This window comes from Porifericola rhodea, assembly GCF_030506305.1.
In the GTDB taxonomy this organism is placed as follows: Bacteria; Bacteroidota; Bacteroidia; order Cytophagales; family Cyclobacteriaceae; genus Catalinimonas; species Catalinimonas rhodea.
Map to the genome: position 1 here is coordinate 5,353,714 of NZ_CP119421.1, position 23,848 is coordinate 5,377,561.

The 23,848-nt window shown below is 42.5% G+C and carries 13 protein-coding genes; 5 read left to right on the forward strand and 8 right to left on the reverse strand.

Features of this window, described 5'->3' with window-relative positions; genetic code table 11:
* Positions 1-39: 39 nt before the first annotated feature.
* Positions 40-2,502 carry an endopeptidase La gene (gene lon / locus PZB74_RS22025; RefSeq protein WP_302239551.1) on the reverse strand — a complete coding sequence of 821 codons (2,463 nt, stop codon included), beginning with the start codon at positions 2,500-2,502 and terminating at the stop codon, positions 40-42.
* A gap of 233 nt (positions 2,503-2,735) precedes the next feature.
* Here lon and PZB74_RS22030 point away from each other — a divergent pair, with 233 nt between their 5' ends.
* A complete protein-coding gene (locus PZB74_RS22030) occupies positions 2,736-4,700 on the forward strand; it encodes an OmpA family protein (protein WP_302239552.1) in 1,965 nt (654 codons plus the stop codon).
* Positions 4,701-4,799: 99 nt separating this feature from the next.
* On the forward strand, positions 4,800-5,939 hold the full coding sequence (locus PZB74_RS22035) for a lactonase family protein (RefSeq protein WP_302239553.1): 1,140 nt from the start codon (positions 4,800-4,802) through the stop codon (positions 5,937-5,939).
* Between the two features lie 16 nt (positions 5,940-5,955).
* Here PZB74_RS22035 and PZB74_RS22040 read toward each other — a convergent pair whose 3' ends face one another.
* Genes PZB74_RS22040 through PZB74_RS22055 form a run of 4 tightly spaced genes read right to left on the reverse strand, consistent with a single transcriptional unit; the run spans position 5,956 to position 12,980 of the window.
* On the reverse strand, positions 5,956-7,317 hold the full coding sequence (locus PZB74_RS22040; RefSeq protein ID WP_302239554.1) for a DUF4302 domain-containing protein: 1,362 nt from the start codon (positions 7,315-7,317) through the stop codon (positions 5,956-5,958).
* A 1-nt stretch (position 7,318) separates the two neighbouring features.
* Positions 7,319-8,182 carry a substrate import-associated zinc metallohydrolase lipoprotein gene (locus PZB74_RS22045; RefSeq protein ID WP_302239555.1) on the reverse strand — a complete coding sequence of 288 codons (864 nt, stop codon included), beginning with the start codon at positions 8,180-8,182 and terminating at the stop codon, positions 7,319-7,321.
* Between the two features lie 12 nt (positions 8,183-8,194).
* Positions 8,195-9,646, reverse strand: coding sequence for a RagB/SusD family nutrient uptake outer membrane protein (locus tag PZB74_RS22050; protein ID WP_302239557.1), 1,452 nt, complete (start codon positions 9,644-9,646; stop codon positions 8,195-8,197).
* Positions 9,647-9,659: 13 nt separating this feature from the next.
* Positions 9,660-12,980 (reverse strand): SusC/RagA family TonB-linked outer membrane protein, encoded by a 3,321-nt coding sequence (locus PZB74_RS22055; protein ID WP_302239559.1) that lies wholly within the window; start codon positions 12,978-12,980, stop codon positions 9,660-9,662.
* 327 nt (positions 12,981-13,307) lie between these two features.
* Here PZB74_RS22055 and PZB74_RS22060 point away from each other — a divergent pair, with 327 nt between their 5' ends.
* The gene (locus PZB74_RS22060) at positions 13,308-14,729 is read left to right on the forward strand and encodes a fasciclin domain-containing protein (protein WP_302239561.1); all 1,422 of its coding nucleotides are present in this window, start codon (positions 13,308-13,310) and stop codon (positions 14,727-14,729) included.
* A gap of 78 nt (positions 14,730-14,807) precedes the next feature.
* Here the strand turns inward: PZB74_RS22060 and PZB74_RS22065 are convergent, their stop codons facing one another.
* Positions 14,808-15,536: a tetratricopeptide repeat protein gene (locus PZB74_RS22065; protein WP_302239563.1), complete on the reverse strand. Its 729-nt coding sequence runs from the start codon at positions 15,534-15,536 to the stop codon at positions 14,808-14,810.
* Positions 15,537-15,714: 178 nt separating this feature from the next.
* Between PZB74_RS22065 and PZB74_RS22070 the strand changes: the two genes are divergently transcribed.
* On the forward strand, positions 15,715-18,153 hold the full coding sequence (locus PZB74_RS22070; protein ID WP_302239564.1) for a PKD domain-containing protein: 2,439 nt from the start codon (positions 15,715-15,717) through the stop codon (positions 18,151-18,153).
* 126 nt (positions 18,154-18,279) lie between these two features.
* The gene (locus PZB74_RS22075; protein ID WP_302239566.1) at positions 18,280-18,864 is read left to right on the forward strand and encodes a hypothetical protein; all 585 of its coding nucleotides are present in this window, start codon (positions 18,280-18,282) and stop codon (positions 18,862-18,864) included.
* A gap of 60 nt (positions 18,865-18,924) precedes the next feature.
* Here the strand turns inward: PZB74_RS22075 and glgP are convergent, their stop codons facing one another.
* Both glgP and PZB74_RS22085 read right to left on the reverse strand, forming a co-directional pair.
* Entirely contained in the window at positions 18,925-21,513 is a 2,589-nt protein-coding gene (glgP, locus tag PZB74_RS22080; protein ID WP_302239567.1) for an alpha-glucan family phosphorylase, read from the reverse strand.
* Positions 21,514-21,748: 235 nt separating this feature from the next.
* On the reverse strand, positions 21,749-23,743 hold the full coding sequence (locus PZB74_RS22085) for an amylo-alpha-1,6-glucosidase (RefSeq protein ID WP_302239569.1): 1,995 nt from the start codon (positions 23,741-23,743) through the stop codon (positions 21,749-21,751).
* Between the last annotated feature and the right edge of the window lie 105 nt (positions 23,744-23,848).

Below are 23,848 nucleotides of genomic sequence, written 5' to 3' on the forward strand. Positions count from 1 at the left end.
GAAGTTTTCACTTCCGCTCAAGGTTATTATTTTAATAACTTACTCTGTTACAAACTGTATGGGGTTTTTGACTTTTTTACTGAGTAAAGCAAGATCCAGAACCTGATCTACCGTACGCACATAGTGGATGTTCAGGTCTTTAGTATACTGCTCTCCTATTTCTTCCACATCTTTACGATTGCGGTCACATAGGATAATATCCTTTACTCCGGCACGACGCGCTGCCAGAATCTTCTCTTTAATACCACCGACAGGCATTACTTTACCACGAAGGGTAATTTCACCAGTCATAGCCATTTTGTTGCGCACTTTGCGTTGAGTGTACACAGAGGCCATGGCAGTAAGCATGGTAATACCGGCAGAAGGTCCATCTTTAGGCACTGCACCTGCTGGTATGTGTAAGTGTAGGTCGTAATTATCAAACACCTTATAGTTGATGCCTAAGTGCTCAGCATTGGATTTTAGGTAAGAGAGAGCTGTCATCGCTGACTCTTTCATTACATCTCCCAACTGACCAGAAAGCGTTAATTTACCTTTACCACGGCTCAGCGAAGATTCTATAAACAGTATTTCTCCTCCTACCTGTGTCCAGGCCAGTCCGGTTACTACTCCTGCCAGTTCATTTTCTTCGTAAATCTCTTTATCAAATACCGGCGCACCAAGTATTTTCTCCACTTCTGAGGCCGTTATTTTTGGAGAATACTCTTCTTCTAAAGCAATAGACTTAGCCACATTACGAATAACTGTAGCAATTTTACGCTCCAGAGTTCTTACCCCTGACTCACGAGTATAGTTTTCTACAATAGATTGCAGCGCTCTTTTGTCAAAAGCTACCTGTCTGGCATTTAGGCCATGCTCTTTTCTTTGCTTGGGAACCAGGTGTTTTTTTGCGATTTCTATCTTTTCTTCAATCGTATAACCGGTAATCTCTATAATCTCCATACGATCTCGCAACGCCGGATGGATGGTATCCAGAGAGTTTGCCGTGGCGATAAACAGCACATTAGAGAGATCGTACTCTACTTCCAGATAGTTGTCCAGAAACGAGTCATTCTGCTCAGGGTCAAGCACCTCCAGCAATGCAGAAGATGGGTCGCCTCTAAAATCAGAATTTACCTTATCAATCTCGTCCAGCACAAATACCGGGTTGCTGGTTTTTACTTTTTTGAGGTTGCTGATTACCTTACCGGGCATCGCTCCAACATAAGTTTTACGGTGGCCTCTTATTTCCGCTTCATCGCTGACTCCACCTAGCGACATACGGCAGTATTTACGGTTAAGAGACTTGGCGATAGATTTACCCAATGAGGTTTTACCAACACCAGGAGGGCCATATAAGCAAAGAATAGGCCCTTTCATATTCTTTCTCAGCTTGAGTACTGCGAGGTACTCTATAATTCTGTCTTTAACTTTCTCTAGCCCATAGTGGTCTTTATCAAGAATCTTTTTAGCTCTTTTTAGATCCAGGCTGTCTTTGGAGAAATGTTCCCAGGGCAAATCCAGCAGAAACTCCACATAATTAAATGATACCGGGTACTCTGCCGCCATAGGGTTCATGCGGGCAAGTTTATCCAGTTCTTTGTTAAAATGCTTAGCTACATTTTCAGGCCATTTTTTCTTTTCGCCACGCGCCCGCATTTTCTCCATCTCCTTATCCATGCCACCATCACCCAGTTCGTCCTGTAGTACCTTCATCTGCTGGCGCAGGAAATAGTCGCGCTGCTGCTGGTCAATGTCCGAATGCACTTTGCTGTGAATTTCATGGCGAATTTCCAGCATCTGTATGTCTTTATACATGTACTCCAGTAGCTGCTTGGCCCTTTTGTAGCCATCGTTGGTCTCCAGAAGCTTTTGCTTATCGGCTACTTCAGCGTTAATGTTAGACGACAAAAAATGAGTTAAAAAGCTGGGACTTTCTATGTTGTCCAGCGCAGCCTGTGCCTCCTGAGGAATTTCAGGGTTTAGCTTAAGTATTTTAGTTGCTGCTTCTTTTAAAGACTGTACTAACGCCACAACCTCTTTATCTTCGCGAGAAGGAAAATGCTCCTCTATCAAAGAAATACTGGCTGTAATGTAGGGATCTTCTTTCAGAATTTCGTCTATCTGAAAGCGTGCTTTACCCTGTATAATAATGGTTGTACTCCCATCGGGTAGCACCAACATTTTAATAATCTTGGCAACAGTACCTACTTTGTATATATCGTCGGCATCGGGTTCTTCTGCATCACTATCTCTCTGAGCTACTACACCTACTACCCTATCGCCGTGCTCATACGCGTTTTTTACCAGCTTAATAGATTTTTTTCTACCTACCGTAATAGGAATAACTACACCGGGGAAAAGAACAGTGTTACGGATGGGCAGTATCGGTAAACTCTCGGGGATCTCTTCTAGCTCACCGTTTTCGCTCTCGTCATTAGTAACGAGCTGAATAAGGTCATTGGATTCTCCTTCATGCAATTCATTTAATAATATAGATTCAAACATTGTATTATCTTTCATATGCCGCTTTTTTATGCCATTTTGGCATATTATATGTAGTTTATTTATCAAAACCGCTTCATATTAAGGTTGGCAATCGCTATGCCACCTTAAGAAGCAGTATACGCTGCAAGTAGTATACAAGATCAAAAAATTATACGGTTCGTCTATAAAACATGCTGCTTTCTTACAAAATGAAATTATTTTGCCATTTAATTGTTCGTAAGGGCAGTTTGACTGAATTCGTAGTCTAGATGAAATTTCACTTATTCTTTTGTGTGCTATTACTATTTTGTGCTTTACCAGAAGCACAATGTCAGTTGCGAGCTGTAAGTGAACGGGTCAGCCTGGACGATAGTAGCAGTATTGCTCAGCAAAAAAGAATCCGAAAGCTTATTGCCTTCCCTAATGTCAACAAAATCCCTTATTATCAGGATAAAAAGAAATTACAAAGCATAGTTAAGTTGGCTAAGAACGACAAGCAGGAGGCGCTCTACCCTCAACTTTACCAGTATGTAAGAGAGTTTGGCATAGACAATTTCTACAAAGACAACCAACTTCTTTGGCAGTTGGCAGTCCTGGAAGAGCAGAAAGGTGACACACTGGCAGCGATACTACTCTACAAATTAGTATTAAAACACTACCGGGAAGGAGTTAACCTAAGCCTGGTGAGAGAGCAGATAAAAAAGCTTCCGGTAGAAAACAAAGACGATTATGTTCCTCTCAAATACTATTACGAACTGGTAGAGTACCGTAAAGAGATAGATACGCTAAGACCACCACAGGGGGTATATCTTAATATGGGTACCGAGATTAATTCTAATGCCGGAGACTACGGCCCTGCGCTTAGCCCCGACAATTCTACGCTGTTCTTCACGACCAAACGTAATGTAATTAAGCAAGGACTCAAAGAAAGGGAGAACGAAGACTTAATGTATAGCGAGAATGAAAGTGGATACTGGATGCCTGCCAAAGCGCTGGAGGGTATCAACTCACCTTATAACGAAGGCTCTGCTACGGTAAGCCCCGATGGCAACCAATTGGTGTTTACCCGTTGTGGCTCTCCCGATGGTCAGGGTAGCTGCGACCTTTTTATCAGCGACCGTACCGAAGACGGAGGGTGGAGCACTGCCCGCAATATCGGAAAGGCGGTAAATAGCATTTACTGGGACTCTCACCCCTCCTTCTCTCATAGTGGAGATACATTATTTTTCTCTTCTGACCGGCTGGGGGGCTTTGGAATGACTGACATTTATTTTACCTACAAAAATAACGATGGGGAATGGGCTAGTCCTAAAAATATGGGGCCGGTTATCAATACCCGAGGCAGTGAGGTAAGCCCTTTTTACCATCCCGCACACGATGTTTTGTACTTCAGCTCCAATGGGCAATTGCTCAATTTTGGAGAGTTTGACATTTATAAGTCTTATAGGCTAGATAATATCTGGGGAGAACCTCAAAACATAGGCCCGCTGGTGAATGGTAAAGGTAGCGAGTTCTACTTTACGATAGACTCTCAATCTCAAAACCTTTACTATGCTCGCTCTGTAGAAGACAAGATGGCTAACCTGGACCTCTACTCTTTTCCACTACCAATGGAAGCTCAGCCTCTGGCTACTACCTACCTCAAAGGTACTTTGAAAAATGAAGAAACAGGCGAGCCTTTTTCCAACGGTATAGTTTCTATTATAGACCTGGACAATGGTGTGGAAGTAGCTCCTAAATTTTTGCGTGCAGATGGTTCTTTTGAGTTTCAGCTGATCAATAATAACAATTACCTCATCGTAATTCAGGGAGATGAGTTTTTCCGACTGGAGGAGATTTTCTTTCTGGAAGGGGACAAAGAAATTCACCGTAAAGTAGCTTCAGTCAATAGTCGTCTGAAATTTGAAAACATGAAGTTTGACAACGGTAAAGCAGAACTGAAAACTTCAATGTTTGCCGATCTTGACAAAATGATTGATTTCCTGCTGGATAACCCTGACTTTAAACTAAAAATTGAAGGACATACCGACTCCGATGGCGACCCTAAGTTTAATCTGGATCTATCACAAAGAAGGGCCGATGCTATTAAAGCTTACCTCGTTGAGTTTGGGAAATTAGATAAAGACCGGATTGAGGCTATCGGTTATGGAAGCAGCAAGCCCATTGTAGAAGAGGTAACGGAGCAGGACAAACAGCTTAACCGCCGAGTGGAGTTTAATATTGTACGACAGTAGTTTACTGAAATTTTTACAAGCTTTTATCTTCTACATTGTAGTTTTACTTGCCAGATACGTATTCAGTTTGCATTTTTAGGGTACTAAGCCAAACCTAAAATGAAAAATTATATCCTCCTCCTGTTTAGTGCTATGTTATTTAGTTCTCAATACTCATTAGCCCAATCATCCAATAAAGACATACTATATGTAGGTACTTTCTCCGAACGCGATAGTAAAGGCATATATGTAGTAGAATTTGACCGAAGCAATGGCACTTTAAAGCAATTGCATACTTACGAAGATAAGGCCAGCCCATCATTTTTGGCTATTCATCCCAATGGTAAAAATCTATATGCGGTGTATCGTGAGGGCCTAAGCCCCGAAGATAAAAACGGAAGCGTAGTATCTTTTGAAATAGGCAAGCAGCACGAACTTATCAAGTTAAATGAACAGTCTGCAGAAGGTGCAGGCCCCTGTCATATTAGTGTGGACCCAGAAGGCAGGTCTGTCTACGTTTCAAATTATGTAGGCGGAAACTACGCACTCTATCCTATACTGCAAGATGGTAGCCTGGGTGAAGTCGCTGAAGTTATCGCTCATAAGGGCAGTAGTGTACATCCCAGTCGTCAGCAGGTGCCACACTTGCATTCAGTAATACCCTCTCCAAATGGTAAACATATCTATGCTTCAGATCTGGGGACTGACGATATTGCCATTTCCAAAGTGCAGAAAGAAGGCTCTGGTCTCGAGATTGCCGGTATGGCCCATACAGATGTAGCTCCCGGAGCAGGCCCCCGACACTTTGTATTTCACCCTAAAGGTAAATTTGCTTACTCTATTGAAGAGCTAACTTCTACTATCACCCTTTATGAGGTAAACAAAAGGAATGGTGGCCTTACAGCCGTACAAACTATTTCTACTCTACCTGAAGGCCAGGAAGTAGTCGATAATACGACGGCCGATATCCATATTTCTCCTGACGGGATGTTTGTCTATGGCTCTAACCGTGGGCACGACAGCATCGCAATATTTGCGGTGAATAAAAAAGACGGAACACTAAGTCTGATAGGTCATGAGTCTAGTGGCGGTGTAAGGCCTCGTAACTTCTGTATAGATAAAGCAGGTAAATTTGTATTTGTCGCCAATCGTGAAAGCGATAATGTGGTCGTATACTCCAGAGACGAAAAAACCGGTAAGCTTACACCTACCGGTCAGGAGATTAATATTCCTGCTGCCGTTTGTATTCAACAGCTCTAGCCTTTCTTAGCCCTGCTTAGTTTAGGAACATGACCATATTCCACCCATTGCAGGGGTTATAGAATTCGTAATCGTAGCTAATAGTTTCAGGAGCTTTAATAATATACGTATTACCGCCTTCTGTTAGTTTGTTGAGATATTTATCCATCGCTTCATAATTGAGAGTTTGGGTAGTATCTCTAAACACCGTGTATTCGGGAGCGAAATCAAAATTTACCTTATTAGCCTCATAGGTAGGCGTAAACTCTTTTACCGCGATAGTAGTAGTGTTGTCTTCCTCATTAACAATATAGTAGCCCAAAGCCAGAAAGGGATCTTCAGGGTCGTTCTGGTAATAGAGCACCATAATTTCTGCTCCTGGTATTTCAGCAGCTATATCAGGGCCAACTGATACGCCATTATCAAATACACCGCCAATAGAAACAGTATAGATGTCATTTTCTATATTGGCGAAAGCAGCACCTCCTGGGTCAGTAATTGTAGCACTTAGGTTAATAACTGAAGCATTGATAGCTCCGCCCAGTTGTGAAAGTTCAAGGGGATCCTGATCAGGACAAATGCTGAGGCTACTTTCTGAAAGCTGGTTTAGCTGGATTGAAGATAAAGATATACTCTTGCCCAATATATTGGTTTCCAATGCTTCGGCCAGTACGATAGAGCTCCCTTCCACTACATATGAAGTAGAAAAGCTAAAAGGACTACTTTCGCTAAGATTGCCCAGTGTGTTGGCATAACTAAAACTAATTGTTCTTCTTACCTCGTCCAAAACCAGGTATAGAGATAAATCTTTGGCAGGATAATCCAGCCTGTAAAGAGGCGTAAGCGTCATTACCCCCTCGGCTAGAGTAGATAAACTTTTATCTAAAGCTACGCCAAGCATGCTTTCATTAACCGGAGTAGCCGGCTGGAATACAATGGTGGTAGCAGATGAAGGATCGGTTTTACTTCTGAATACCAGATCACCATCAGGAGTAGTGTTTACGTAGTCAAACTCATACTCCGCCAGAAAAGATGCCTGATCCAGTTCAAACAGGTAACTAAAAAACGAGTAGTTTTCAAAGATTAGCTCCAGACCTAAAGAATTATCAATTCGGTAAGAGATCGTCTGATCATAAAACTCTCCTTCGTTTACACCAAAGTCTGTTCTGATACGCACTTTACCTTCACTATCAAAATTTAAAAGGATATTAAAAGCGCCTGACGTACTTTCCGGTTGATACCTGAGAAACCAGCCATCAGATGGAGCTATAAGCTTAGATTGTAGCTCAGAAATGGCTTCAGCAACTCTTTCATCAGCACTTTTATCAAATACAGGTTCATCATCCTGACAGGCGAATAATAAAAATAGCAGGCTTGCAGTCAGTATTAATCGGTTCATATTACAGTCTGTCTTGAATGATTTCTCTAACTTTTAGAAGGTCAACACCTGTGTTTTGCTCATAATGATCCAGTATCAGGTTATACTTACTACGAATCAGCGCCCTGCCCTCATTGCGTTCAACACAGTCTACATCGGTGCAATCTTCTTCTTCGTTGATGTACAGCTCATAGAAGTCTGGCTCAAAAAGGACAAAGGCTACAATTTCTGCATAATCCTCATTAAAAGAGCTGGTACCGTAAGGCGAAACAAAGCCTCTTCTCAGGGCTTCATCATCACTTAAAGTAAACCACGAGCCGGAAGATGTATACCCCTGTGGAGAAATTTGCTGAAAGTTAGGCGGCAGGTTGTAGCGCTGGTGGATAATGTGGGCAAACTCATGGTAAATCGTACCTAGTTGCCTCAATACCCAGGCTGTATTGCTTTCGTCAATGTCATTAGCTTCGGTAAGTGTAATTCTGGCGCCAGAGTCAGCAGTACCCAGGGTTACTGTTCCATCACTGTTGAAGATGGATGAGCCTATAAGTACGATTTCGGCAGGTACGTGTGCTTTAAAAAACGTTTCTCCATTTGGCACCTGAAGATAGGGTTCTATCCAAAACTTAGTCAGAAAGTCCAGTACTGGTTCTACCACATCTAAACGCGGGGGTGAAACCCTTTTGTTAGGATCTACATATCTGTCTACAAAGCGGTAGCGTACCGCTACCCCATAAGGGTCTACGAACTGCTCCTGTATTAATATATCCAGCGGATCGTTAGAGGGCTCCTGCACCTGCTGATCTTTGTTTACCAGATCTTCTTGATAGCAGCCGGAAGCAGAAAATAGTAATAGCGAAATTATTAGTGTATAACGTATGCTTCTCATATTCTTCAAAAATTATCTAGGATTAGGGCTTAGTCCGCCAACATTCTGAGCAGCTTCTGGGATTTGTAAGGCTTTTCGGTTATCGTCAGCTTCCAGAGTAATGGTAGAGCCATTGGCAAGTACGTGTGTTACCGGAAATCCATAGCGTTTGATATCAAACCACCGTAGTCCTTCGTGTACAAACTCCTTAGGACGTTCTATTTCCAGTATATAAATGAGCAGGGCCACCCGAGAATCTGTAGTACCAATATAACTTTGAATGCCCTGCAGGTCTATAGATACCTCTTCGCTATAGCGCTTGTTCCAGAGTAACTGTAGATCGGCCAGTGCTTCATTTACCCTGTTTAGCTGAGCCAGGCTTTCTGCTCGGTTAAGTAGCACCTCCTCTCCTCTGAACGGAGCAACAATAGTGTAATTGAAACCTACACCAGAGGTGAGGCTCGTTCTTTCAAACAAAAACTCAAAGCGAGAGGCAGAGATACCATTCTCACCTCTTACGAAGGCAGGATCTGAACGCAGGTCTACAGCCCCCTGAAAAGGATTGTTGCCAAATATTCTTCCGCTATACACCTCACTATCGGGCCAGTAGCCCACATTTAAATGAAAATTAGTAACCTTTCTGATCAGCAGTAGATTGCTGGGGTCATTTGGAGAAGTAAACAGACGAACATAATCTTCGGTGTTTACGCGCTCTTCCAGTAGTGCTGCCAGGTCTTTAATATAAACATCTGGGTTACTTCCCAAAAGCTGGTTGCTATATTCTATGCAACGGTTGTAGTCTCCCTGATAAAGATAGAAGCGGGAAGCAAATGCCAATGCTGAGTTTTTGGTAAAATGATACTTTCCGGAATTTGCGAGAAAAGAGCCATCTACCAGCTCTAGTCCTTCCAGCAGATCATCTTCAATATTATCATACACTTTTTGCACACTTACTCTCTTGTACTGCTTTACAAACTCAGTCTCTGGTGTGGTAACGTAAGGTACGCCAGGGTCACTAGATGCTGAGCTGGGATCGTAATGTTTGGCAAAAAGGTTAACCAGCATAAAATGGCCATAAGCACGCGCCAGCAAGGCTTCCCCCTTTACTGCTCGTCTCTGTGCTTCATCGCCTGGTAGTTGGTCTACTACAGCCAACACCTCATTGGCATGGGCTATGGCCTCATATGTTTCGTTCCAGAAAAAGGTAGGAGAATCCTGAAACAACTCATCTACCTCTTCCCAGGCGTAGGACTGGTTGTGTTGATCTTCTTTGGTGGTACCCTGAGTGTAGGTAACCATATCGCCCATCCACTCTACAAAGTTGTACCCCCCTTCAGAGTAGGCATTAGTCAGCAGTTGCTGGGCTTTATCCAGGGTATTCAGCTCTACCCTAAGGTCAGGGTTTTCTTCCAGAAAATCATTACAGGCTCCCAAAAAAAGCATTGAGAGACACAGTCCGACAGTATTTTTAATGGATAGGTTCATCCTGTTTAGCATACTAAAATCCAACGTTTAAGGTAAATGTCACCTGGCGAGGCTGAGGAAAGGCGACCCCTCCGGCAGAGAAAAACTCAGGGTCTTGTCCGTTTAGAGCTTCATCAGAGTATAAAAGAAGAAGATTTTGCCCCTCAACCCCCAGCGTAGCTGTACTCGCTCCAATTCTACTTGTCAGCTTATTGGGCAGATTATATGTAAGCCTGACTGTTTTTAATCGTGCATAACCTCCATCAGCTACTCTTACAGTGCTTTTGTTGTATAGATCGTAGGCATTTCTGAGCGGAGCCGTATTGTCTCCCTGCACAATACGCTGATCCAGTATTACCGGAATATTCGTCAGCTCTTCATCACCGGGCACAACCCAACGGTCAGTAAAGCTTTTAGAGAAAGAATTAAAATCTGTGTATTGGGGGTAGAATGCATCGTTCAGCCTGATTTTATACCCAAACTTGTAAGACAGCAATACACTTAGCGAGAAATTTTTGTAGCGGAAGTTGTTAGTAAAGCCACCTGCTCCCATAGGTTCTGAAGGCCCTTCGTATTGTAAAATTTTACTGAGGCTGTCTCTTTCCTGTAAATTGTAATCATATACTACCTCGCCGTTCAGGTCATAAAAAGTAGGAATCCCCCTCAGATCCAGACCGGCAAATTTGGTTGAGTATATTCCACGACGAGGACCATTCAGAATTGCCGCTCCCTGTGCCGAAATAGCATCGGCTATTCGTGGGCCAAAGTCCAGACGAGTCACCTGATCTTTGGTATAGCCTATATTGAAATTGGTAGACCAACTAAAGTCCTGATTGTATACATTCAGTGTATTGATAGAAAACTCAAAACCTTCAGAGGTAAGGTCGGCAAAGTTACCCAGTTTATAGGCTATCCCCCCTACTCCACTGGTTTGCAAAGTACCTATAAGGTCAAAAGCATCTCTCTGGTAATAGTCTATGGTACCTGTAATGCGATCATTCATCAGGCCAAAATCCAGTCCAAAGTTCAGCTCTTTTAGCTTTTCCCAGGTCAAGTCCTGATTTTCTAATGCATCTATATACAGATAGCTTTCATTGTCGGTAGGTCGCAGAGTTACGTCAGATTGCAGGTTGAGCAACGCGCTAACATCTGGCCCCAGGGTAGCAGAAAGCCCATAAGTACCTCTTAGCTTAAGGTAAGATACAACTGCCGGTAGCGTGATAAAGCTCTCCTGATCTATATTCCAGGCACCGCTCACATTCCAGGTTGGCAGATAACGGGAAGAGCGACTTTTACCCAGTCGGTTTGAGCCATCGTACCTTACAGTACCATTGACGATATACTTTTCATTAAAGGAATACCCGGCATTTAAAAACAATCCGGCAAATCGTTCTCTATCTTCTCCTATTGAGTAAAAATCCACGCCCTGTCGGTTAAGAAATTCAATGATATCTGGGTCTGTATTAACTACGCCACCATTTTCATAGACTACACCAATACCATCCGCACTACGAGAAGAACGATCAGTAAACTTAATCTCCTGTCCACCCAGCACGTTTACTTTATGCACCTGGCTAAAGGTTTCTGACCATTCTAAGCTGTTACGAATGTAGAAATTAAGCAGGTCGCTCTCGTCCAGGTAGTTGAAGCCCCCTTCTGGCAATACCACTTTGGGCTGAGAACCAGGTTCGTCAGGGTCCTGAAACAGCAGACGGTTAGCCTCCTGTATGTACTGTGTACCATCTGCCCGATAAGCTTCGGCCTGGTTTGACCATTCGTGGATAACATGCTCCCGGTTGGTAGTTGCGTACCTACCCTGCATGGTACTTCTAAAAGAGAGGTTGTCCAGTATGTTGAAATTGAAGTCCGCCTGAGCAGAAATATCCGCTACTCTTACATCTATGTAGTTAAGGTCCAGTTCTTCCAGAATATTGAAGGGTGCATAGTTTCGGCGAAAATACTCCAGTTCACCATTACTATCGTATGGGCGTATAGAGCGACTCGTATTGATAGCGTAGCTGAAAGGGTTAATATCAAAATCACGCTTAAACCTACCGGTTATCGGGTCAAAATCGCGGTCGGTAGTGCCGGGTAACTTTTGCTGTCGGTAGCTTCCGGTCAGCTTGAGGTCCAGTACGAAGCGATCTGAAAAGAAGAAGCTATTTTTGGCAGTACCCGAATAGCGCTTTACCTGGTCAGCTACAGTTTGTCCATTATCATTAAGAAAGCTGAGTGAGTAATAACTATTGTAATTTTCTGTACCTGCTGTCAGACTTACTGAATGTTGCTGCTGAAGCGATACATCTCGGTACAATACATCAAACCAGTCGGTATTGGCATTTTCGTACTGGTTCAGAAAGCTTTCATTTAAAGAGCCATTTACCCCCCAGGGTATCTCATGCTCAGAGATGAGAGAAAACATTTTACCAAGTGGACCATAGTTTTCTGCTCTTACCGATGTGGTAACATCAATCAGCCCTTTCTCATACATCTCCCGGTAGATAGACATTTCTTCACCAGAATTAAGAATATCAAACTGATTATAGCTAGGGCGTAGGCGGAAAGAAGAGTTTCCAGAATAATTGACTCTTAGGGCTCCGCTTCTACCTTTTTTAGTAGTAATTACAATAACACCATTTTTGGCGCGTGTACCGTAAAGTGCCGTAGCAGAAGCATCTTTGAGCACTTCAAAAGAAGCAATATCATCCGGATTTATACCAGCGATAGAAGAAGCCAAAACCGTATTGGTGTTACCAGTAATAATATCGTCTGCATTTACATTGGTAAGGTCTTCCAGAATTACCCCATCCACTACCCAAAGCGGCTGGTTATCTCCATTGATAGAAGTATTACCTCTAATTCTTATTTTAGGGGCGGTACCAAAAGTACCAGATACATTGTCTACCGTAACCCCCGCCACCTGCCCTTCCAGCATACGGCTGGCATCTACCATACCGGGGCTGCGTATTTCTGCCATATCAATACGACTTGCAGAACCGGTAAAAAGCTTACGCTCTACCTCCTGAAAACCGGTAACCACCACCTCATCCAACTGCGCGTTATCCTCTACCAGCACAATATCTATCACATTAGAATTTCCAATACTTACCTCCTGATTTTGGTAGCCAATGTAGGAGAAGACCAGCACTTTGGCATCATCATTTATACTAATGGAGTAATTGCCGTCTATATCAGTGACTGTACCGCTACCTTTGCCCTGAATAATAATATTGACACCCGGCAGGCCTCCAACACCCGATTCTGTTGTTACTGTACCACTAATAACTCTATTCTGGGCACGAGCGGTAAAGAAGAGAAAAGGCAGTACTGTTAAGAGTAGTAGATATTTTTTCAAATTATCGTGATTTAAGCTCTTAGGTTCTTTTTAATCTATCTATTATAGGAATAATATCCAATATGCTAAAGGTGTATTAGCTACTTACATCTAAGATTTTTTGTGCAATATAAGGGATATAGCGAGCTTATGATGTATATCGTGCACAATAGCATCTATCGCATTTTTAGAAATTAAAAAATAATCCTATGCATAGTATGTTATCTACCAGACAAATACGCGACTTTCTGCTAATAATTAGATTCAAAGGCATAAGAAATTACAACAAAAGTGTATATTAAGGTTTATGTACCTTTCTTATTCTTTCTAATATTTCTGATTTACCTTATGATACGTACCCTTAACCTTGCGAAGCTACCTTTCTTCTTCGTATCCCTCTTTGCCCTTTCTCTGGTGTTTAGTAGCTGTGAAGACGATGAAGATGGGCCGGAACCTCGTCCTTCAGAAAGTATTACCGACCTTATTGGTTCTACCGAGGGGCTGGAGAGCCTGGATACACTAATCTCTCTGCTTGGCTCTGACTTTGCTGCTCGTGTAAACTCCGGGGACTTCACCATATTTGCCCCCAACAATGCAGCGTTCAGCAACTTGCTCAGTTCCATCGGTTATAGTAGTTTGGGAGAGCTTAGAACTGATATTCTTTCAGACATCATATTCTACCATATTGTAGCTAATACATACCTGGAAGCCAATCAGTTAGACTCTACCATAACCACATTGGGTTTTTCGCAGATTGAATTTGAGCAGGAAGGTGATACCACAGTAATTAACCCCGATACTCAACCAGATCGTACGGTAGTGGTAAATACTATACGCGGCTCTAACGGAGTAATCCATGTTACCGATAAGGTATTGCTGTCTCCTGATGGTGCAGGCTCACTGGCTTCATTATTTGGTACAGTAGCTGGTATTACTTCTACCCTGGGTGATGTTCTCAATTTGCAAGGGGTAGACGGTGGTATTTCTACTATTAACAGCGTGTTCAATTCTGCGGGTGTATTGAGTCGTCTTGCAGGATCCGAAAATTTTACGGTACTGGCTCCAATTAACTCTGGATTTGATGATTTTTTCTTTACCTCTAACGACAACGTTATTGAAACTGCTAACTACCATGTGCTGGCTGGTGACGTAGACCTGAGCACTGCGGGCAGAACTATCACCACACTTGGTGGGGCAACCTTATATGTTAGCCAGACTTCTAACGGGACCTATTTAAATGGAATTGGGACAGCAGATTTAGAATATGGAGCCAGCAATGGTAAAGTCATTCATATGGGAGGCGTTCTTAAGCCGGCAGCCCCCCTCACTGAAATGGTCGACTACATAGAAGCTTTGAGCGGAAACTCCTTCACTATTTTTAAGAAAGCACTAGCCGAAACAGGTATAGATGTGGGTAGTAATCGTACGATATTTATGCCTACAGATGCTGCTTTTGAAAGGGCCGGTATTATAACCAGTATTGACAGTGTAGAAGAAGAAAGCGCCCGCCTGGATACAGAACTGTTAAGAAGTATTCTCCAGAAACATGTAGTTACAGATGGTATGCTTTTCTCTACTGACTTTGAGGCCGCTACACTTACTACTTTGAATGGTAACTTGGCACTGACACTAGAAGGAGACAATGGAACAATTACCATTAATGATAACAGTGAAAAAACACCTGACAATGCTAATCTGGTATTTCCGGCCAACAACCTGGTAGAAAACGAGATTGTACTGCATGTCATTAACGAAGTGCTCCTTCCTTAAACTTTTAGGAGCTATAAATTATACAGAAAAGGCGCAGAAGGTAATCTCCTGCGCCTTTTCTATACAATGCCATTTTGCTTATAGCTCTCTCAGTAACTCTTTGGCTTTCTCCTGATAATAATCATCTCCCTCTTCTATAAGCTGTTGTAATATCTCCTCTGCCTTTAGTTCATTTTTCTGTGCCAGGTTTAAAAGTGCCTGGTACCAAAGGCTAGGCCAACGATAGGCGCTATCTCCAGACTGATGAACTTCCTGCAACAGCTGTTGAGACTTATCGTAGTTTTGAGTCTCCAGATAAGCTATAGCCTGATAAAATTTATACGAACTATGTAAGGATGTCTCTTGCTCAAAGATGGCAATAGCTTGCTGATAATCTTCTTTCTCGTAAGCGAGCATGGCCTTACTCAGCGCATCCATAGACGTTTCTCCAGAGCGCTCTACCGGATCAATTATATTAGGGTAAGGCTGGTAGTAGGCCTGATAAAGCGCTTCAGCAGAAGGCTTCTGTTTGAACAGAGAATAGCCTAGTCCAAAAAAAAGGGATATAGAGGCGGCTATTGCAAACCAGGTATACAAAAAACGTCTTTTTGGCTTACGTACCGGAGGGACAATATCCGATTGGCTAAGCTTAGATTTGAGCTCACTATTGAAAAAATATTGCATACCTCCCAGCATATCCTGATGCGTACGCACCTCATTTTGCAAGTCTGCGTCCTGCGCCATTTTTTCTTCAAAAGCCGCTTTTTCCAAAGCATCAAGCTCTCCCCTGCAATAGCGATCTATCAAATCTGTGTGCTCTAATTTCATATAAAGCGATTTACTGTATATGGTTTAGAAGATAACTAAACCACAAATTACTATTAATGATTTGTACAAAAAGAAAGTAAACCTAAAAAAAATATTTTTTCCATGTTTACATAAATTAACCTGATGGCATAAAGAGGTGAATTGTAATCAATAATCATTTCTATTAAATATTGTTTATATGATTAAGATCAGAAACCTCAGCTACTTATTACTTGCTGTATTATTTATTTTCTCTGCTTGTAAAGATGAAGATGACGAAAAACCAGGCCAACCCCCAACCGCCAATGCCGGACAGGACGTAACGGCCAAAGTTAACAGTACAGTACAATTGAATGGTACTGCTACCGATGCTGATAACGACCCGCTTACAATAAGCTGGTCTGTAAGCTCATCTCCACAGGGAAGCAGCGCTTCTATCAATAATGCCAGTGCTCTGAATGCCACATTTATACCTGACGTAGAAGGTAATTATACCCTCCAGCTTTCAGTTAGTGATGGTGTATACGATCCTGTAACCGATGAAGTTATCATTACTGCCGAAGAAGCCGCAGGAGATCCGCCAGTAGTAAAAATAACAGATGACAGAGGCCTGGCAATCTCCGAAGATAACGACAACAACACCATTACCATCACTCAGCCACTAGCCCTTTTAGGGCAAAACACTACAGACCCTGAGTCTGATGTAGATGATTTAACCTTTAGCTGGTCGGTTACAGACAAACCTGAGGGGAGCAATCCAAGCATTAGCAATGATGACCAGCAAAATGCTGAATTCGTACCTGATGCTGTAGGAGAATATGAAATCACGCTTTCTGTAGAAGACCCGGATGGCAACACTGCAACATTAGCTGTAAAAGTGGTGGCCAATGCTGAGCCAGTTGTTATCTCAGAAAATGTAAGTGAGAGCACCGTGTGGGAAGATATTTTTGATGACCCCAACCTACCAGATTATGTTGTAGTAAATTCCATTAGCGTTAACTCTGATCTCACCGTAGAACCAGGCGTAGTAGTGCATCTGGACCAGGATGTGGTAATTACTGTAAACACCAATGGTGGTGAGTTAATTTCTAAAGGTAGCAGCGAAAACATGATTACCTTCACCAGCTCAGATGTAGACAGTGATATTTACTGGGGAGGATTTTCATTCTTATCCAGCAGTTCTAAAAATGAGTTTGACTACACCCAGATTCTTTATTCAGGTGGAGAGGATAATTTGGTGTATGCCTCCGGATACAGAGCAGCAGCTATAGGCTTAACCGAAGAGGCAAGGCTCAAAATTACCAACTCTACTATAGCTAACAGTAAGGCAGATGGCATCTTTGCTATTGGCAGCAATAGCCTTTCCAGTTTCTCTAATAATACATTTGAGAACAATGCCAATTTCCCTCTCTCCCTTTCTGCAAACCAGGCAGGTGTGGTAGATGCTTCTAACTCTTTTAAGGACAATCCCGATACGGAAGATAAAGAAAACCAGATCCGCATTTACGATTCTTCTCTCAGCGACGATCAGTCGTGGGTAGAATTGAGCGATGATGCCAGCTACCTTTTTGAAGGAGATATTAATATTAAAGCGGCTTTAGATATTGCTGCTGGTGCATTGTTAGAGTTTGAGGAAGGTGTAACCATGACTGTGGAGTCTGAAGGTGCTTTAGTAGCCAGTGGTAGCGAAAGCAAGCCTATCATATTTACCAGTGCCAATATTAGTGACGGTCAAAAGTGGGGTGGACTAAGAATTGAGTCTTCCAGCACCAAAAATGAGCTGGATTATGTAGAAATCTCACATGCTGGAGGAGATGACTCATTTATATACATTAGTGGTTACCTTTCAGGAAGTATTGGGCTTGTAGACAATGCTCGCCTTAAGCTTACTAACTCTACAATTGACAACAGTGCCTCACATGGTTTGGTAATGGCTAGTAAAGCCAAGCTGGAAAGCTTTAGTAACAACAACTTTACAAATAATAGTAATTACCCTGTATATACTCCTGCCAACTTGCTGGGCCTGATGGATAGCTCTTCTACCTTTACTGACAATGGAGATAATGTAGTTGCGGTTTACAAATCTACTTTTGATGCAGAGGCTTCGTATACGGATACTGCCGACCCTAAGTGGGTAGCACTAAGCGGTACTGCCAAATACCTCTTCTTAGGAGACTTGACGATTAACGATGATTTGATAGTAGAAGCCGGTGCCTACCTCGCATTTGATGAGCAGGTGAGTGCTTACGTTAACTCAGGTGGTAGCCTTGTAGCAGTAGGTACAGCCGATAGCAAAATCACTTTTAGCGCCTACAACCAGAGCGGCAGCGATAACTGGGGAGGTATTGTTTTCAAATCTGATGACTCCAACGAGCTTAGCTATGCCGAAGTAAGCTATGCTGGTAATGATGAAAGCCTGATTTATAAAAGTGGCTACCATGCAGCAAATATAGGAGTAAGCGATAACTCTGTTCTGAGCATTACAAATACGACTGTAAGTAATAGTAAATCTTATGGATTGGTAATTCACGGTGGTGCTACTGTAAATGGCAAGGTACAGACCGATGCAGATAGAATTGATGTGATTACTGATGCAAATACGTTTAGTGATAATGCAATGACTGATGTAGATTTCTAAAAAAAACATATTTGTACACCCGGGAGCATGGGTTGCCGGGTGTATTCTTACTAAAATTAGAGACTTTTATTCATTACTCTTCAGGGAATGATTAAATTTGAAGATTGAATTTAACCAAACACAACTATGAAAAACCTATTCATTTTAACCTTTGTATGTACACTTATGTGCTTTTCTGCCCAGGCTCAAAACACAGTACGTGTACAAACAAACAACAACCTTGCTTATGCGGAAGGCACAAATATACTAGATGTGGGCGTTGGTTTTGGCCGTGCCTATGGTAGCTACTATGCGTGGGGTAACGGATTTGGAGGTGGCGTTCCCGTTTCTGCATCTTTTGAGCTTGGACTCCACGAGTATTTTAGTGTGGGCCCTTATGTTGCTTACGCTAGTTATGGTTTCAGAAATACTGACTACAGAGCTAACTTTTTCAGTGTTGGTGCAAAGGGGTCATTTCACTATGTAGCTCTTGCCAACGAAGCACTGGATTTAGATATTAATGAAGAGAAAGTTGACTTGTACGTATCAGTATATCTCGGAGGAGAATTTTACTCTGATAATCATGACAACTTCTATGACAATACCAGTAATGTTGATTTTGGAACTGTAATAGGCGGGCGTTACCTATTTAATGAAAACATAGGAGTATATTCTGAAATTGGATATGCAGCATTGGCAGTTTGGACTATCGGATTAACTGTTAATTTATAGTCTTGTAGCTTTAAATATTATAAAAAGCCGCTCAATAGAGCGGCTTTTTTTATGCCAAGCCTATATCCAGCTAAGCAGGCTAAAATCCTGGCGATGTGCCAGCAATGAATGTGTAGGATATACTCTGAACCCATATTCATACACTCCGGAAAACGTCACCTGCTTGTTGCAGGTATATCGTACCAATACTCCTTCTCCATTAAAATTGCCCTGACTTTCAGCGGCCAAAACAGCCGGTTTAACTTTCTGCTTCTGCATTTCATAAGAAGCTACGATTTTAAGCTCATTATCTTCTCGCCTGGCAATCAGCATTTCTACAGAGATATCTTCTGGTTTTAGTTCTCCAACATCTAATATGATACTAGCCTTAATATCTTCTCCCAGTGGTAAGGGCGCATTAGCAAAATTATAAATATCTCTTTCTACCACATTGATGTTTTTCCAATTGCCCTGTATTCTACCCTTCCACTCCGACAGCTCTTTCGCGGCTTTCTGACCATCTTTGTTCATAAGCTTGTTGCGCTCGGCCAACTTCAGGTAAAATTTATGATGATAATCGTCCATCATACGCTTCATGGTAAACTGAGGTGCAATGTAGGCAATAGCGTTTTTCATGCGAGCCACCCAAGCCTGCGACACGCCCTCTTCATCCTGCTCATAGTATTCTGGAATAATTTCATTTTCCAGCATGCTGTACATAGTCTCAGCATCCAGCTCATTCTGAATGTCCTGATTGTCGTAAGTTCGATGCTCTGGTAAAGCCCATCCGGCATCCGGACGATAACCTTCTGCCCACCAGCCATCTAAAACACTAAAGTTGATAACGCCATTCATCGTTGCCTTCATACCGCTAGTACCAGAAGCCTCAAGCGGACGTGTAGGTGTGTTTAACCATACGTCTACGCCCTGCACCATAATCTTGGCAATGTCCATATCATAATCTTCCAGAAAGATAACCTTGCCAATAAAGTCAGGACGCTGAGCGATATCATAGATCTGCCTGATTAGATCCTGACCTCCTTTGTCAGCAGGATGCGCCTTCCCGGCAAAAATAAACTGAACCGGGCGCTCTGCTTTATTGACAATTTTTGCTAGCCGCTCCGGGTTTCTAAACAGCAAAGCGGCACGTTTATAGGTAGCAAAACGACGAGCAAACCCAAATATCAAAGTGTTTTCATCAAAAGCATTCAGTGTAGTTACTATCTTTTTAGGGCTCTCGTAACGGGCTCGCATACTTTTTTCCAGACGCAACTTAACTTCATCAATCAGCAGTCTTTTTTGCTGCCTCTTGATATGCATAATATCGCCATCAGGCACTTTTTTTATTTTCTCCCATAGCTTAATATCCGACTGATTTTTGACCAATGACTTACCAAATGTCTTGGCATATAACTTTTGCCAGGCTTCGGCGGTCCAGGAGTAGTAATGAACGCTATTGGTAACATAATCTATATGAAGTTCTTCTGCTTCAAAGCCCGGGTAAAGCGAGCGAAACATTTCTCGCGAAACTTCACCATGTATTTTACTCACCCCGTTAACCTCCTGAGAAAGTTTAGAAGCCAGATTGCTCATAGAAAACACCTCTTCTTTATTGTCGGGGTTTACTCTACCCAATGCGATAAACTTCTCCCATGACATACTCATGGCGCTGGCAAACTCATTAAAATATTGCCACATCATTCCTTCAGGAAAAGCATCGTGGCCAGCAGGGACAGGTGTATGAGTGGTAAAGAGCGAAGAAGAACGAATCAGCTCGCTTGCCTCACTAATAGAAAAACCCTGCTTTACATAGTTTCTCAAACGCTCCAGACCAATAAAAGCAGCATGCCCTTCGTTCAGGTGAAATACTTCAGGCTGATGCTGAAGGGCTTCCAGCAGGCGGATACCTCCTATTCCGAGCAGTATCTCCTGCTTCAGTCTGTTTTCCTGATCTCCTCCGTATAGTTGATGGGTAATAAATTTATCTTCATCAGAATTTTCTTCTATGTCTGTATCCAAAAGATACAAGGCTATACGGCCTACATTTGCTTTCCAGATTTTGGCGGTTAGTACTCTCCCAGGAAGTTGTACCTGAACTTTTTCCCAATCACCCTGGGCATTTCTCACTGGCTCTATGGGCAAGTAGGTAAACCTTTGAGGTTCGTAATTAGCTACCTGCTCTCCGTGTGTGCTCAGTTTCTGGTTAAAGTAACCATAACGGTAGAGCAGGCCTATGCCTATCATGTTAATGTTTTCGTCACTGGCTTCTTTAAGAAAATCACCGGCCAGCACACCCAAACCACCAGAGTACAATTTAAAAGAGGCATGTAGTCCGTACTCCATGCAGAAATAAGCAATAGAAGGACTTTTTTTAGGAGCTACCTTCATGTAGTCCTCAAAACGTTCGTAAACATCTTTCAGCTTAGCTAAAAAACTCTCATCTGCAAGAAGATTTTGATAGGCCTCATAGTCCAGTATATCCAGTAGGGCAATAGGGTTGTGGTGGACCTCGCTCCATTTTTTCTGATCTATAGAGGCAAAGAGGTTAAGTGCATCATAATTCCATGACCACCATAAGTTGTTGGCGAGTTTCTCCAGACTTTCTAGCTCGCTAGGTACTTTGGACTGTATGTAAAGTCTTTTCCACTGTGGCGCATTGTTCTCTATCATTATCAGCTAAGTTTGGTTGATTACAAAAAAATGACGTGTATGAATTTACGTAAAGAATGTAAAAAGAGGGATATGATTATCTCTTGTAAAAGCTCAAAAAACGATATTGTTCGTGAACAAGGTCAATTTATTTGGTGTAGTTACTCAGCCTCCGGGTTTACTGCCTTATTCTTCAATCTATACCTGATAAAATGAAAAAACCCGCCTGCTGACGGGTTTTGAGAAACAATGTTATTTACAAAGTGAGTGGTTGAGTAACTTCGTCAAAAACTTTAATGACTTTACTCATTCTGATTACTTCTGCTACGTTCCAGGCCTGCGATACAGCGCCACGTGCATTATAAGGAGCCTCACCTTCGTACACTTCGGAGATGGTACTTAACCCATGCTCTCTCATCACACCTTCAAAGCCCTGATACAGTTCATAAGCCTGAGGTAAGGCATCTCTACCTTTCAGTTTAAGCAGAGCTTCCACAAAGTGCCCGGTAAACCAGGGCCATACCATACCCTGATGAAAAGCTTTATTCCTTTGATCCAAAGTACCGGCAAACTTACCTTCATAGCGACTATCATGCGGGCTTAAGCTTCTCAGGCCACGAGGGGTAAGCAGTTCCTTTTCTACTTTTTCCAGCACTGCTGTTTTCATATCGTCAGTGAGCGGAGAAAATGGTAACGATACAGCTAGTATCTGATTAGGTCTTACTGACCAGTCTTTGTCTTCTCCGTTAACCACATCAGCCAGGTAGGCTTTTCGTTTATCCCAGAAAGTGGCTACAAAGGCCTCGCGAATTTTTTCCGGTACGCCAGTCCATTCGGCTATTACTTTTTTGCCTTCGGTAGATCGTGGCCCTGCTATCTCCAAAGTAAAAGCCACAGCATTATACCACAATGCATTTATTTCTACGGGCATGCCCATACGAGGCGTAACTGCTTTCCCTTCGGAGAAGGCATTCATCCAGGTAAGAGCCTTACCTTCTTCCCCTCCACTAATAAGGCCATTAGGCTGCATCTTAATATTGTAGTCGGTGCCATCGCGGTAAGCCTCCAGTATTTCGCGCATATCTTTACCATACGCTTTCCATACCGCTGCCCGGTCTCCGGTACGTTGGGTATACTGCTGTAGTGCCCAGAAAAACCATAGTGGAGCATCCATCGCTTCATAAGTAGCCTTGGAGTCTGAGTCTTCCCAGAAAGGGAAAAACGGACCTTTACGCTCTTTAAGCATGGTATCAAGCAAAGCTTTGAATGCTTTATCATCATCATTGGCTACAGTAAGCCCAGGTATGGCAATAAACGCATCTCTTCCTCCTCTACGGTATAGCTGATAGCTGGCAATAACATCGGTACGGTCATTCTTACGTGATTTACCTTTGCCTTTTGCCGTTAGAATAAACTGAGTAGCAGCGACTTTCAGACAGTTTTCAAAAGAATTTCTTTCTGTTCTTTTCCGGGTTTGCGTATTAAACATACGCAGAAGATTAGCCGTTTTGATCTCATCAGGGCCAGCGGTAAAAATTACCGTTTCCCCTTTTTGCATGCTTACCTCAAAATAACCAGGCACATAAAGGTCTTCCTGATAATCCATCCCCATCTCCATATCCTCTATATACTCTACAGAATAGTACCAGTCGGGCTTGGCTATAAACTCAGGCTCTTTAGACATCTGCATATACAGATCGTCGTAGCCATCATAAATGCGAAGTTTAGCTCCCTGACTAATGTGCTCATAGTCTTTATTAACATTTTCATTAGCCTTAGCCAGTTTATGCACATTTCTGAATGCCAGAAAAGGGCGCAGGCGTAACTTTACCGGCTCTTTGGCCTCTTCCAGCACATAACGAACCAGCGTTCTGTTTTCATGATCAACCAGCTGCTTCTCTTTGGTCAGCACCACATCCCCTAAACGAAAAGTTGATTTTGGCACTGGCTGCGCCACAAAATCACGCAAATACTTATAGCCCTTAGGGCTATAGGTATCAGGGTATTTGTGCACACCAAGATCAAAGGTAGCGTCACCGGCTACAACTGTTTCATCCAGGGTAGAAATAATGACATGTACACCAGGTAGATTTTGCTGAGGCGCTACTAGAAGGCCGTGGTATCTTCTTGTGTTACAGCCGCTAATGGTGGTAGATGCATAAGCACCTGATCTATTTGAACGTACAACCTCCTTATTTAAGGAATAAGCAAGGTTTACTAAATGTTTCTTATCAAATTGTATATAACTCATTCAGTCCTTAATCTTTTGCTCACTCAAAAGTCTTAATAATTTTGCACTGATTCAATGTATACGCTAACTGAAGTCGTATGTTTAGCCAGTAGCTTTGCAAAAAAA